Raw genomic sequence first — 14,359 nt, forward strand, 5'->3', positions numbered from 1 at the left:
GTTTTTGAGCCCGGTTGTGTGAAAGACTTAAGAAATTTGTATACCGCCTGGAAAAAAACGGGTTGAGACCAGAACGTAAGGGCAGTTAGTGATCAATCCCGGGGTTGGATTTGTCGCTGACTGCCCTTACGTGGCCGGTCTCAGTTTTCTGGAAGGCGTTTCGGCAGAGTGGCCTAGAAGAATTCTGCACACTATATCAACCAAAAGAAAAGCCAGTGGTCACCCTGCATCCCTTGTTCTCTGTTTGAAAACCAAGCGCCGGTTTCTTATAATAGAATACGGACATAAAGGAGCGGAAAACGATGAAACAAACTCACCAGACAGTGAAAAGACCAACTACTATAGAAGAAACGTATCAGGCATTTAGTCAGTCGACCACCTTTGATCGCTTAACAACTAACCAGAGACGCTATGCCAAGGCGGTTATCTTAAAGTTGAACCAAGCCAGTCGGAGATTCATCCTTGATTGGTCACCAGCGGATGTGGTGGATGCCCTAACTGGTGAGTTTGTGACAGACAATATGCAGTTACATAACTACTTTGTCGCCGTTGTTCCGATACTGACACGTTTCTTTCAGTTCGCAGCAAAGGCGGGATGGCTAACCGATGCTGTTCAGTTAGCGGATGCGGCTAAGCACACGCGTGAAGAGATGCTATTGCTGAGCCAGCGTCAGACTAGGCCGCATACTGTTGCCGAAGTGGCTGGTGAAGAGGGCCCCAATGCAATTGACCGTCTTAATGACCGATCAGACACATGGCTCGAGGCTATGCATCAGGTGCCAATGGTCAAAAACTTGTCTGATTCGGATCGCCATGATGTGGACGTTATCATTGATACGTTTGCTGGAATCGCCATCCTTGGGTTGAACAAGGAGCCTCATGATTGGCAACCGGAAACGTTACAACAGATTTTTTATAGCTACTTTGTTTCTGTATTAACCACGAAGGATAAACGTCGGCGCCTGTTCACACTTATTCCAATGGCGATGACGACGTTTATTAAGACGTTGGTCGGTACTGGCGAGGTATCAAACGCCGATCAGCTATTGGCGTGGATCGGTAGTCATCACGAGATGCTTGTTCATCTCTACAATGAAGAGCTTGATCATTTTTATGATGAGTTGACGAAGGCCATGCAGTCTGCTGGTATTGATATGACAAATAAGCAGCAGGTTGATACGTTTACGACTCAATATCTGCGCGAGCATCCAAGTCAGGGGGCAGCGATTTTTACGAAACAACAGCCTCAGCATGGACGACAACAGCGCAGGAAACGTCGTTAATTTCAATGGCTTCAATAAAAGTTGAAAAAAGATGAAAAACGGCTTGACCATTTTCAGAATTCTGGTATAGTTAAACCTGTTGTCGCGAACGGCAACGTTGACCTGTACCAATTTTAAATAAATAAATTTGGTTGTTGACAGAAATCGTTCGAGATGGTATTCTTAATAAGTTGCTTCGGGAGATATTGAAAAGCTTTGAAACGTTGATTTTAAAACTTTTCCTTGACACTGAAATGGCGATAAGATATAATTAAATAGCTGATTCGTAAAAGAATTTGCTAAGTAGACCTTTGAAAACTGAACAAAGTTTTGTTTCACAAAGTGCAGGGCATCTCAACTGTAAGTTGAGATCAAATGTAATTTGCGAACGTCAATTCGCTTATTAACAATGTAACAACAAATGAGTCACAAACAATCATAAAATGAGAGTTTGATCCTGGCTCAGGATGAACGCTGGCGGCGTGCCTAATACATGCAAGTCGAACGCATCCCGTTAAATGAAGTGCTTGCACGGATTTTAACATCGGATGAGTGGCGAACTGGTGAGTAACACGTGGGTAACCTGCCCAGAAGCAGGGGATAACACTTGGAAACAGGTGCTAATACCGTATAACAACAAAAACCGCATGGTTTTTGTTTGAAAGGTGGTTTCGGCTATCACTTCTGGATGGACCCGCGGCGTATTAGCTAGTTGGTGGAGTAACGGTTCACCAAGGCAATGATACGTAGCCGACCTGAGAGGGTAATCGGCCACATTGGGACTGAGACACGGCCCAAACTCCTACGGGAGGCAGCAGTAGGGAATCTTCCACAATGGACGAAAGTCTGATGGAGCAACGCCGCGTGAGTGAAGAAGGTTTTCGGATCGTAAAACTCTGTTGTTGAAGAAGAACACGTTTGAGAGTAACTGTTCAGACGTTGACGGTATTCAACCAGAAAGCCACGGCTAACTACGTGCCAGCAGCCGCGGTAATACGTAGGTGGCAAGCGTTATCCGGATTTATTGGGCGTAAAGCGAGCGCAGGCGGTTACTTAAGTCTGATGTGAAAGCCTTCGGCTTAACCGGAGAAGTGCATCGGAAACTGGGTAACTTGAGTGCAGAAGAGGACAGTGGAACTCCATGTGTAGCGGTGAAATGCGTAGATATATGGAAGAACACCAGTGGCGAAGGCGGCTGTCTGGTCTGTAACTGACGCTGAGGCTCGAAAGCATGGGTAGCGAACAGGATTAGATACCCTGGTAGTCCATGCCGTAAACGATGAATGCTAGGTGTTGGAGGGTTTCCGCCCTTCAGTGCCGCAGCTAACGCATTAAGCATTCCGCCTGGGGAGTACGACCGCAAGGTTGAAACTCAAAGGAATTGACGGGGGCCCGCACAAGCGGTGGAGCATGTGGTTTAATTCGAAGCTACGCGAAGAACCTTACCAGGTCTTGACATACTGTGCTAACCTAAGAGATTAGGCGTTCCCTTCGGGGACGCAGATACAGGTGGTGCATGGCTGTCGTCAGCTCGTGTCGTGAGATGTTGGGTTAAGTCCCGCAACGAGCGCAACCCTTATTGTCAGTTGCCAGCATTTAGTTGGGCACTCTGGCGAGACTGCCGGTGACAAACCGGAGGAAGGTGGGGATGACGTCAAGTCATCATGCCCCTTATGACCTGGGCTACACACGTGCTACAATGGATGGTACAACGAGTTGCGAACTCGCGAGAGCAAGCTAATCTCTTAAAGCCATTCTCAGTTCGGACTGTAGGCTGCAACTCGCCTACACGAAGTCGGAATCGCTAGTAATCGCGGATCAGCATGCCGCGGTGAATACGTTCCCGGGCCTTGTACACACCGCCCGTCACACCATGAGAGTTTGCAACACCCAAAGTCGGTTCGGTAACCTTCGGGAGCCAGCCGCCTAAGGTGGGGCAGATGATTAGGGTGAAGTCGTAACAAGGTAGCCGTAGGAGAACCTGCGGCTGGATCACCTCCTTTCTAAGGAATAATACGGAAGCCCTGCACTGAGACAAAACTTTGTTTAGTTTTGAGAGGTCTACTCTCAAACTGGTTCTTTGAAAACTAGATAATATCAATTTTCTTTTATTAATTAATAATTTCATTAATTAAGCCGAGAACACCGCGTTATTTTGAGTTTTTTTATTAGTAGTTAAACTACTTCGCATATACTCAATTAACTGAAATCACGTTAGTGATTTAGGTTAAGTTAACAAGGGCGCATGGTGAATGCCTTGGCACTAGGAGCCGATGAAGGACGGGACTAACACCGATATGCTTCGGGGAGCTGTACGTAAGCTTTGATCCGGAGATTTCCGAATGGGGAAACCCAGCCATCTTAACCGATGGTTATTGCTTAGTGAATACATAGCTAAGTAAAGGCAGACGTGGGGAACTGAAACATCTAAGTACCCACAGGAAGAGAAAGCAATTGCGATTCCCATAGTAGCGGCGAGCGAAGTGGGAACAGCCCAAACCAGGAAGCTTGCTTCCTGGGGTTGTAGGACTGAACATTTGAGTTACCAAAGTTGTTGGTAGTTGAACAGGTTGGGAAGCCTGGCCAAAGAGGGTGATAGCCCCGTAAACGAAACCAATAACCCTCAGTTCAGGATCCTGAGTACGGCCAGACACGTGAAACCTGGTCGGAATCCGGGAGGACCATCTCCCAAGGCTAAATACTCCCTAGTGACCGATAGTGAACCAGTACCGTGAGGGAAAGGTGAAAAGCACCCCGGAAGGGGAGTGAAATAGTTCCTGAAACCATGTGCCTACAATTAGTTGGAGCCCGTTAATGGGTGACAGCGTGCCTTTTGTAGAATGAACCGGCGAGTTACGCTAACATGCAAGGTTAAGTTGAAAAGACGGAGCCGTAGCGAAAGCGAGTCTGAAACGGGCGTTTCAGTATGTTGGTGTAGACCCGAAACCAGGTGACCTACCCATGTCCAGGGTGAAGGTGCGGTGAAACGCACTGGAGGCCCGAACCCGTGTACGTTGAAAAGTGCTGGGATGAGGTGTGGGTAGCGGTGAAATTCCAAACGAACTTGGAGATAGCTGGTTCTCTCCGAAATAGCTTTAGGGCTAGCCTCGGAATTGAGAATCGTGGAGGTAGAGCCACTGTTTGGACTAGGGGCCCGTCATGGGTTACTGAATTCAGATAAACTCCGAATGCCACAGATTTATATCCGGGAGTCAGACGGTGAGTGATAAGATCCATCGTCGAAAGGGGAACAGCCCAGACCACCAATTAAGGTCCCTAAGTGTATCCTAAGTGGAAAAGGCGGTGAAGTTGCATAGACAGCTAGGATGTTGGCTCAGAAGCAGCCACCATTTAAAGAGTGCGTAATAGCTCACTAGCCGAGTGATTTTGCGCCGAAAATGTACCGGGGCTAAGGATACCACCGAAATTGTGGATGTGACCATTAGGTCACGTGATAGGAGAGCGTTCTAAGGGCGGTGAAGCTAGATCGTAAGGACTAGTGGAGCGCTTAGAAGTGAGAATGCCGGTATGAGTAGCGAAAGATCAGTGAGAATCTGATCCACCGAATGACTAAGGTTTCCTGGGGAAGGCTCGTCCTCCCAGGGTTAGTCGGGACCTAAGCTGAGGCCGAGAGGCGTAAGCGATGGCTAACAGGTTGAGATTCCTGTACTAGTAAAGTGTGTTTGAACGATGGAGGGACGCAGGAGGCTAAGCCGTGCGCACGATTGGAAATGTGCGTTCAAGCAGTAAGTCAGGTTACCAGTTAAATGCTGGCAGCCGGGTTGACAAGCTGTGATGAGGACCGAATTTAAGTAGGGAAGTGGCCGACGTCACACTGCCGAGAAAAGCTTCTAGTGAATACTTTATTACCCGTACCGCAAACCGACACAGGTAGTCGAGGAGAGTATCCTAAGGTGTGCGAGTGAACTCTTGTTAAGGAACTCGGCAAAATGACCCCGTAACTTCGGGAGAAGGGGTGCTGCACGCAAGTGCAGCCGCAGTGAAAAGGCTCAGGCGACTGTTTATCAAAAACACAGGTTTCTGCAAAATCGTAAGATGACGTATAGGGGCTGACGCCTGCCCGGTGCTGGAAGGTTAAGTGGATGAGTTAGCTTCGGCGAAGCCCAGAAATGAAGCCCCAGTAAACGGCGGCCGTAACTATAACGGTCCTAAGGTAGCGAAATTCCTTGTCGGGTAAGTTCCGACCCGCACGAAAGGCGTAACGATCTGAGCACTGTCTCAACAAGAGACTCGGTGAAATTATAGTACCTGTGAAGATGCAGGTTACCCGCGACAGGACGGAAAGACCCCATGGAGCTTTACTGTAGCTTGATATTGGGTGTTGACACAACTTGTACAGGATAGGTCGGAGCCGTAGAGGCCGGAACGCTAGTTTCGGCAGAGGCGCTGGTGGGATACGACCCTTGTTGTGTGAACACTCTAACCCGCACCACTTAGCGTGGTGGGAGACAGTGTCAGGTGGGCAGTTTGACTGGGGCGGTCGCCTCCTAAAAAGTAACGGAGGCGCCCAAAGGTTCCCTCAGAATGGTTGGAAATCATTCGTAGAGTGTAAAGGCAGAAGGGAGCTTGACTGCGAGACAGACAGGTCGAGCAGGGACGAAAGTCGGGCTTAGTGATCCGGTGGTACCGTATGGAAGGGCCATCGCTCAACGGATAAAAGCTACCCTGGGGATAACAGGCTTATCTCCCCCAAGAGTCCACATCGACGGGGAGGTTTGGCACCTCGATGTCGGCTCATCGCATCCTGGGGCTGTAGTCGGTCCCAAGGGTTGGGCTGTTCGCCCATTAAAGCGGTACGCGAGCTGGGTTCAGAACGTCGTGAGACAGTTCGGTCCCTATCCGTCGCGGGCGTAGGAAATTTGAGAGGAGCTGTTCCTAGTACGAGAGGACCGGAATGGACACACCGCTGGTGTATCAGTTGTGCCGCCAGGCGCATTGCTGAGTAGCTATGTGTGGATGAGATAAACGCTGAAAGCATCTAAGTGTGAAACTCGCCTCAAGATGAGATTTCCCATTCCTTTATGGAAGTAAGACCCCTGAGAGATGATCAGGTAGATAGGCTAGAAGTGGAAGTCCAGTGATGGATGGAGCGGACTAGTACTAATCGGTCGAGGACTTAACCAAGTAAGAAAACGGTGGTTTCCGGTAGGAAAACGATATTATCTAGTTTTGAGAGCATCAGTTCTCAATAGTGTGGTGGCGATAGCCTGAAGGATACACCTGTTCCCATGCCGAACACAGAAGTTAAGCTTCAGCACGCCAAGAGTAGTTGGGGGATCGCCCCCTGCGAGGGTAGGACGTTGCCACGCAACCAGAGCCGCTGACCGTTGGTCGGCGGTTTTTTTGTGCGCAAATTGGGATTATTAAACTGAAGAATTAGTCGATCAGATAAGATGGGATGCAAAGCACTTTAGGACGCGACAGTATTTCAGCTTATTTTAAAGGGGATTCATAACAAAGGACCGCCGATCAAAACCATAAATAGGTTTTAATCGACGGCCCTTTTTAAATAACTACTGTAAAGAAGTGTTGTTTGATAACCTCGTTTACCACTCTGCCTTATCGTTTCGTTCGACAGCGTGCAGCCATTGGTCCGCAAGTTCATTAACAATAATGTCTTGAGTGAAGAAGCTTGGTGGTAGAAGTTCAAACCCATTCAGCGTTTTTACAATAAGACTGCCGCTATGGCTTTTTTGTGAGGCATATTGTTGACTCAAATTGGATGAAGGACGCTCGATCCGAAATTGTTTGGCAGTATCATCAAGTATTAACAGCATGTCAGTTGTTGAAACGGTCGTCGCATCAAAATAAGTAACGGGTTGGCTGCTACCAACTAGGTGAATACGGTTCACCCTAGTTGGTAGGGGGATAACATAGTGCCGATTATGATTATCTGTATAAAGCGTGCCACTAGTTGTTAAAGGCTGATAAGTTGGTAGTTGCTGACCAGAATTCAGAAATGTGTCACCTGAAAAGAAAGACGGGGTCACAAGAAAGTAATCAGAAGTTAGTTTAATCACTATTCCATTGGCAAGCTGTTTCAAAGTCACTTTTTTCATCAACTCTGGAATTGTCTTACTGCCGGCAACTGTAAATTGTGAAAGTTGCTCACGTATTGCGTAATCTTGACTATCGCTTGGCAAAAGATTGACGATACCGATCTCATCAATTTCCCTGGCTGCATTAAAATTGATGATTTCGCTAAAATTGCCCTCCACGTCATGGGTAAATACACCATTTGGTGCACCACGAAGGCTCAACGTGACTTGCCCATTAATTAAAAGTTGATTGAAGTTTGGATTAATAAGTCCTATTGGTGTATGAATAAATGTTTGATTTAAAGTCATAGGCTAACCCCATTTTTAGTAACCTAACTAAACAACAGATATGAGAGAAGCAAGACTTAAACTAATTGGCCTCTCTCCATTAAGTTTAACCGAAATGATAAGAAATGCGAGTAAAGAGCTTTCCAAAAGCATTAATAGAAAAAGTGTCCTTAGACATTAAAGTGGACTAATTATATGATCATTTGATTTACAAGTCGTTCTTTTTCAGATAATGTAGTTATTGAGGTGAATGAGATGAGAATCGTAGGGATATATGGGGGTCAATCAGCAGAGGGACTGACAGCCGATGTTGTAAAGGCGGTATTGGCCGGTGCCGTGGATGCAGAGTGTGAATTTGTAGATTTAAATACATATCATCTGACGCCTGATCAACCTGGAATTGCTAATCCCGATTTGGATCAGTTAGAAGAAAAGTTGGCGGCTGCTGATGTTTGGGTATTAGGAACACCAACATACTTTGGTACAGTGGCTGGGCAGTTCAAACAGTTCTTTGATTGTTTCCGTCACCGGATGGCCCGCATGACAAAACAGGGGGATACCTTACCTGGTAAGTATAAGGATAAACATTATGTGAGCGTGACGAGCTGTTTCGCTAGTGGACTCGATAATACGTTTACCCACCAGACCGATGCGACCCTGACAATGATCGACAAAGCGATGACAGTTGGTGGTCTTCATAAGGTGAGCGAATTTGTCTTACCGGGCACCTGGCAAATGACGCGTGTTCCTGAGGAGAAGATGACTGCAGCTAAAAGATTGGGTGCACGATTAGTTGGTAAGACACGAAAGGATGATGCAAAGTTGAAACGATACCTCCTATTATTTGTAATGATCGCAGTTATGGCGTTGGCGACAATGGGCATCCAATTACTGTTACCCGTGTTAACTGCTAACTTTTGGTTCCGCTACGCAAGTTTTGTCATTATCTTTTTTGTACTGTTGGCGGGATTGTTACACTACTTTACGTTCTTGAGACATAAACGGCGGTGATTAAGGTGAGTCGTACTCAGGTCTGACCAACGTTTGCTGTTTGCATTTGTCGCCTAGACGAGTTGACTAACTAATGAATGTTTTGCGGGAGTAGTTGATACGACTGCACCTTAAATGGAAAATCGTAAAACTGGTGGCGATATAGTGGCCCTCGATCTGATAAGCGTAGAATCGTTTTAATTGGAAAGGCTAAGAGTCCTATTTATTCAAGTGAAAAGTATTAAGATCTAGTGGGGTTCACTGTGCACCACAAGGCTTGCTAAAAGTAATTAGTAGTTTATCGGACTAATTATCGATGAATTGGTGTCTCTCATTACTTAAAGGGTAGATAGCAAGACAACAGAGTTAAGATAAATGATGTTTTTTAATAAAAATGGAAGTTTTTTTAAGGATTAAAAGTCGAAAGATAAAACTATCAAATGTTATTCTGAGGACGGACGTTGCATTTAAATGTGAACAACAAACTATATTTGTTTCATAATGTTCGTGATTCTATTAAACTTTGTGAAAATGATAGTGACGGCGATCGTCTTTTGGGGAAGATGGTTCCGTTTTTTTGTTGACAGTTTTTAGAGGCGATGATATAGTAATAAAGTTGTCGCGACAGGAAATGTCAAACAGCTTCGAATTTCTTCTTGAAATTAGTTGTTGACATTGCCGGTGACAGCGAGGTATAATTTAAAAGTTGACTCGTTAAGAGTTAACGGAATAGACCTTTGAAAACTGAACAAAGTTTTGTTTCACAAAGTGCAGGGCATCTCAACTGTAAGTTGAGATCAAATGTAATTTGCGAACGTCAATTCGCTTATTAACAATGTAACAACAAATGAGTCACAAATAATCATAAAATGAGAGTTTGATCCTGGCTCAGGATGAACGCTGGCGGCGTGCCTAATACATGCAAGTCGAACGCATCCCGTTAAATGAAGTGCTTGCACGGATTTTAACATCGGATGAGTGGCGAACTGGTGAGTAACACGTGGGTAACCTGCCCAGAAGCAGGGGATAACACTTGGAAACAGGTGCTAATACCGTATAACAACAAAAACCGCATGGTTTTTGTTTGAAAGGTGGTTTCGGCTATCACTTCTGGATGGACCCGCGGCGTATTAGCTAGTTGGTGGAGTAACGGTTCACCAAGGCAATGATACGTAGCCGACCTGAGAGGGTAATCGGCCACATTGGGACTGAGACACGGCCCAAACTCCTACGGGAGGCAGCAGTAGGGAATCTTCCACAATGGACGAAAGTCTGATGGAGCAACGCCGCGTGAGTGAAGAAGGTTTTCGGATCGTAAAACTCTGTTGTTGAAGAAGAACACGTTTGAGAGTAACTGTTCAGACGTTGACGGTATTCAACCAGAAAGCCACGGCTAACTACGTGCCAGCAGCCGCGGTAATACGTAGGTGGCAAGCGTTATCCGGATTTATTGGGCGTAAAGCGAGCGCAGGCGGTTACTTAAGTCTGATGTGAAAGCCTTCGGCTTAACCGGAGAAGTGCATCGGAAACTGGGTAACTTGAGTGCAGAAGAGGACAGTGGAACTCCATGTGTAGCGGTGAAATGCGTAGATATATGGAAGAACACCAGTGGCGAAGGCGGCTGTCTGGTCTGTAACTGACGCTGAGGCTCGAAAGCATGGGTAGCGAACAGGATTAGATACCCTGGTAGTCCATGCCGTAAACGATGAATGCTAGGTGTTGGAGGGTTTCCGCCCTTCAGTGCCGCAGCTAACGCATTAAGCATTCCGCCTGGGGAGTACGACCGCAAGGTTGAAACTCAAAGGAATTGACGGGGGCCCGCACAAGCGGTGGAGCATGTGGTTTAATTCGAAGCTACGCGAAGAACCTTACCAGGTCTTGACATACTGTGCTAACCTAGGAGATTAGGCGTTCCCTTCGGGGACGCAGATACAGGTGGTGCATGGCTGTCGTCAGCTCGTGTCGTGAGATGTTGGGTTAAGTCCCGCAACGAGCGCAACCCTTATTGTCAGTTGCCAGCATTTAGTTGGGCACTCTGGCGAGACTGCCGGTGACAAACCGGAGGAAGGTGGGGATGACGTCAAGTCATCATGCCCCTTATGACCTGGGCTACACACGTGCTACAATGGATGGTACAACGAGTTGCGAACTCGCGAGAGCAAGCTAATCTCTTAAAGCCATTCTCAGTTCGGACTGTAGGCTGCAACTCGCCTACACGAAGTCGGAATCGCTAGTAATCGCGGATCAGCATGCCGCGGTGAATACGTTCCCGGGCCTTGTACACACCGCCCGTCACACCATGAGAGTTTGCAACACCCAAAGTCGGTTCGGTAACCTTCGGGAGCCAGCCGCCTAAGGTGGGGCAGATGATTAGGGTGAAGTCGTAACAAGGTAGCCGTAGGAGAACCTGCGGCTGGATCACCTCCTTTCTAAGGAATAATACGGAAGCCCTGCACTGAGACAAAACTTTGTTTAGTTTTGAGAGGTCTACTCTCAAACTGGTTCTTTGAAAACTAGATAATATCAATTTTCTTTTATTAATTAATAATTTCATTAATTAAGCCGAGAACACCGCGTTATTTTGAGTTTTTTTATTAGTAGTTAAACTACTTCGCATATACTCAATTAACTGAAATCACGTTAGTGATTTAGGTTAAGTTAACAAGGGCGCATGGTGAATGCCTTGGCACTAGGAGCCGATGAAGGACGGGACTAACACCGATATGCTTCGGGGAGCTGTACGTAAGCTTTGATCCGGAGATTTCCGAATGGGGAAACCCAGCCATCTTAACCGATGGTTATTGCTTAGTGAATACATAGCTAAGTAAAGGCAGACGTGGGGAACTGAAACATCTAAGTACCCACAGGAAGAGAAAGCAATTGCGATTCCCATAGTAGCGGCGAGCGAAGTGGGAACAGCCCAAACCAGGAAGCTTGCTTCCTGGGGTTGTAGGACTGAACATTTGAGTTACCAAAGTTGTTGGTAGTTGAACAGGTTGGGAAGCCTGGCCAAAGAGGGTGATAGCCCCGTAAACGAAACCAATAACCCTCAGTTCAGGATCCTGAGTACGGCCAGACACGTGAAACCTGGTCGGAATCCGGGAGGACCATCTCCCAAGGCTAAATACTCCCTAGTGACCGATAGTGAACCAGTACCGTGAGGGAAAGGTGAAAAGCACCCCGGAAGGGGAGTGAAATAGTTCCTGAAACCATGTGCCTACAATTAGTTGGAGCCCGTTAATGGGTGACAGCGTGCCTTTTGTAGAATGAACCGGCGAGTTACGCTAACATGCAAGGTTAAGTTGAAAAGACGGAGCCGTAGCGAAAGCGAGTCTGAAACGGGCGTTTCAGTATGTTGGTGTAGACCCGAAACCAGGTGACCTACCCATGTCCAGGGTGAAGGTGCGGTGAAACGCACTGGAGGCCCGAACCCGTGTACGTTGAAAAGTGCTGGGATGAGGTGTGGGTAGCGGTGAAATTCCAAACGAACTTGGAGATAGCTGGTTCTCTCCGAAATAGCTTTAGGGCTAGCCTCGGAATTGAGAATCGTGGAGGTAGAGCCACTGTTTGGACTAGGGGCCCGTCATGGGTTACTGAATTCAGATAAACTCCGAATGCCACAGATTTATATCCGGGAGTCAGACGGTGAGTGATAAGATCCATCGTCGAAAGGGGAACAGCCCAGACCACCAATTAAGGTCCCTAAGTGTATCCTAAGTGGAAAAGGCGGTGAAGTTGCATAGACAGCTAGGATGTTGGCTCAGAAGCAGCCACCATTTAAAGAGTGCGTAATAGCTCACTAGCCGAGTGATTTTGCGCCGAAAATGTACCGGGGCTAAGGATACCACCGAAATTGTGGATGTGACCATTAGGTCACGTGATAGGAGAGCGTTCTAAGGGCGGTGAAGCTAGATCGTAAGGACTAGTGGAGCGCTTAGAAGTGAGAATGCCGGTATGAGTAGCGAAAGATCAGTGAGAATCTGATCCACCGAATGACTAAGGTTTCCTGGGGAAGGCTCGTCCTCCCAGGGTTAGTCGGGACCTAAGCTGAGGCCGAGAGGCGTAAGCGATGGCTAACAGGTTGAGATTCCTGTACTAGTAAAGTGTGTTTGAACGATGGAGGGACGCAGGAGGCTAAGCCGTGCGCACGATTGGAAATGTGCGTTCAAGCAGTAAGTCAGGTTACCAGTTAAATGCTGGCAGCCGGGTTGACAAGCTGTGATGAGGACCGAATTTAAGTAGGGAAGTGGCCGACGTCACACTGCCGAGAAAAGCTTCTAGTGAATACTTTATTACCCGTACCGCAAACCGACACAGGTAGTCGAGGAGAGTATCCTAAGGTGTGCGAGTGAACTCTTGTTAAGGAACTCGGCAAAATGACCCCGTAACTTCGGGAGAAGGGGTGCTGCACGCAAGTGCAGCCGCAGTGAAAAGGCTCAGGCGACTGTTTATCAAAAACACAGGTTTCTGCAAAATCGTAAGATGACGTATAGGGGCTGACGCCTGCCCGGTGCTGGAAGGTTAAGTGGATGAGTTAGCTTCGGCGAAGCCCAGAAATGAAGCCCCAGTAAACGGCGGCCGTAACTATAACGGTCCTAAGGTAGCGAAATTCCTTGTCGGGTAAGTTCCGACCCGCACGAAAGGCGTAACGATCTGAGCACTGTCTCAACAAGAGACTCGGTGAAATTATAGTACCTGTGAAGATGCAGGTTACCCGCGACAGGACGGAAAGACCCCATGGAGCTTTACTGTAGCTTGATATTGGGTGTTGACACAACTTGTACAGGATAGGTCGGAGCCGTAGAGGCCGGAACGCTAGTTTCGGCAGAGGCGCTGGTGGGATACGACCCTTGTTGTGTGAACACTCTAACCCGCACCACTTAGCGTGGTGGGAGACAGTGTCAGGTGGGCAGTTTGACTGGGGCGGTCGCCTCCTAAAAAGTAACGGAGGCGCCCAAAGGTTCCCTCAGAATGGTTGGAAATCATTCGTAGAGTGTAAAGGCAGAAGGGAGCTTGACTGCGAGACAGACAGGTCGAGCAGGGACGAAAGTCGGGCTTAGTGATCCGGTGGTACCGTATGGAAGGGCCATCGCTCAACGGATAAAAGCTACCCTGGGGATAACAGGCTTATCTCCCCCAAGAGTCCACATCGACGGGGAGGTTTGGCACCTCGATGTCGGCTCATCGCATCCTGGGGCTGTAGTCGGTCCCAAGGGTTGGGCTGTTCGCCCATTAAAGCGGTACGCGAGCTGGGTTCAGAACGTCGTGAGACAGTTCGGTCCCTATCCGTCGCGGGCGTAGGAAATTTGAGAGGAGCTGTTCCTAGTACGAGAGGACCGGAATGGACACACCGCTGGTGTATCAGTTGTGCCGCCAGGCGCATTGCTGAGTAGCTATGTGTGGATGAGATAAACGCTGAAAGCATCTAAGTGTGAAACTCGCCTCAAGATGAGATTTCCCATTCCTTTATGGAAGTAAGACCCCTGAGAGATGATCAGGTAGATAGGCTAGAAGTGGAAGTCCAGTGATGGATGGAGCGGACTAGTACTAATCGGTCGAGGACTTAACCAAGTAAGAAAACGGTGGTTTCCGGTAGGAAAACGATATTATCTAGTTTTGAGAGCATCAGTTCTCAATAGTGTGGTGGCGATAGCCTGAAGGATACACCTGTTCCCATGCCGAACACAGAAGTTAAGCTTCAGCACGCCAAGAGTAGTTGGGGGATCGCCCCCTGCGAGGGTAGGACGTTGCCACGCAACC

General features: G+C 47.7%; 3 protein-coding genes and 6 rRNA genes. 8 read left to right on the forward strand and 1 reads right to left on the reverse strand.

Translation table 11 applies throughout. The annotated features are described in order from the left end of the window. The first annotated feature begins 302 nt into the window (after positions 1–302). The 4 genes from AYR61_RS05105 to rrf (AYR61_RS05120) all read left to right on the forward strand — a co-directional run bounded on the left by AYR61_RS05105 (position 303) and on the right by rrf (AYR61_RS05120) (position 6,592). A complete protein-coding gene (locus AYR61_RS05105) occupies positions 303–1,283 on the forward strand; it encodes a hypothetical protein (RefSeq protein WP_054709411.1) in 981 nt (326 codons plus the stop codon). Positions 1,284–1,701: 418 nt separating this feature from the next. Next, positions 1,702–3,265 (forward strand): 16S ribosomal RNA (locus tag AYR61_RS05110). 222 nt (positions 3,266–3,487) lie between these two features. Continuing rightward, positions 3,488–6,407 (forward strand): 23S ribosomal RNA (locus AYR61_RS05115). Positions 6,408–6,475: 68 nt separating this feature from the next. Then, positions 6,476–6,592: ribosomal RNA gene (gene rrf, locus AYR61_RS05120) — 5S ribosomal RNA — on the forward strand. The 16S, 23S and 5S rRNA genes sit together here, the layout of an rRNA operon. A 237-nt stretch (positions 6,593–6,829) precedes the next feature. Here the strand turns inward: rrf (AYR61_RS05120) and AYR61_RS05125 are convergent. After that, positions 6,830–7,630 (reverse strand): hypothetical protein, encoded by an 801-nt coding sequence (locus AYR61_RS05125; protein ID WP_065901971.1) that lies wholly within the window; start codon positions 7,628–7,630, stop codon positions 6,830–6,832. A 234-nt stretch (positions 7,631–7,864) separates the two neighbouring features. Here AYR61_RS05125 and AYR61_RS05130 point away from each other — a divergent pair, with 234 nt between their 5' ends. From AYR61_RS05130 to rrf (AYR61_RS05145), 4 genes are all read left to right on the forward strand, one after another. Then, positions 7,865–8,620 carry a flavodoxin family protein gene (locus tag AYR61_RS05130; RefSeq protein ID WP_065901973.1) on the forward strand — a complete coding sequence of 252 codons (756 nt, stop codon included), beginning with the start codon at positions 7,865–7,867 and terminating at the stop codon, positions 8,618–8,620. Positions 8,621–9,464: 844 nt separating this feature from the next. Beyond that, positions 9,465–11,028: ribosomal RNA gene (locus AYR61_RS05135) — 16S ribosomal RNA — on the forward strand. A gap of 222 nt (positions 11,029–11,250) precedes the next feature. Continuing rightward, a 23S ribosomal RNA gene (locus tag AYR61_RS05140) occupies positions 11,251–14,170 on the forward strand. Between the two features lie 68 nt (positions 14,171–14,238). Beyond that, positions 14,239–14,355 (forward strand): 5S ribosomal RNA (rrf, locus tag AYR61_RS05145). Positions 14,356–14,359: the final 4 nt, after the last annotated feature.

The sequence above is a fragment of the Secundilactobacillus paracollinoides genome, from assembly GCF_001702155.1.
GTDB lineage: Bacteria > Bacillota > Bacilli > Lactobacillales > Lactobacillaceae > Secundilactobacillus > Secundilactobacillus paracollinoides.

What these genes read in the sequence shown, in the direction of transcription:
- AYR61_RS05125 (WP_065901971.1), bottom strand. Translation starts at nt 7,630, where the DNA reads ATGACTTTAAATCAAACATTTATTCATACACCAATAGGACTTATTAAT.
- AYR61_RS05105 (WP_054709411.1), top strand. Translation starts at nt 303, where the DNA reads ATGAAACAAACTCACCAGACAGTGAAAAGACCAACTACTATAGAAGAA.
- AYR61_RS05130 (WP_065901973.1), top strand. Translation starts at nt 7,865, where the DNA reads ATGAGAATCGTAGGGATATATGGGGGTCAATCAGCAGAGGGACTGACA.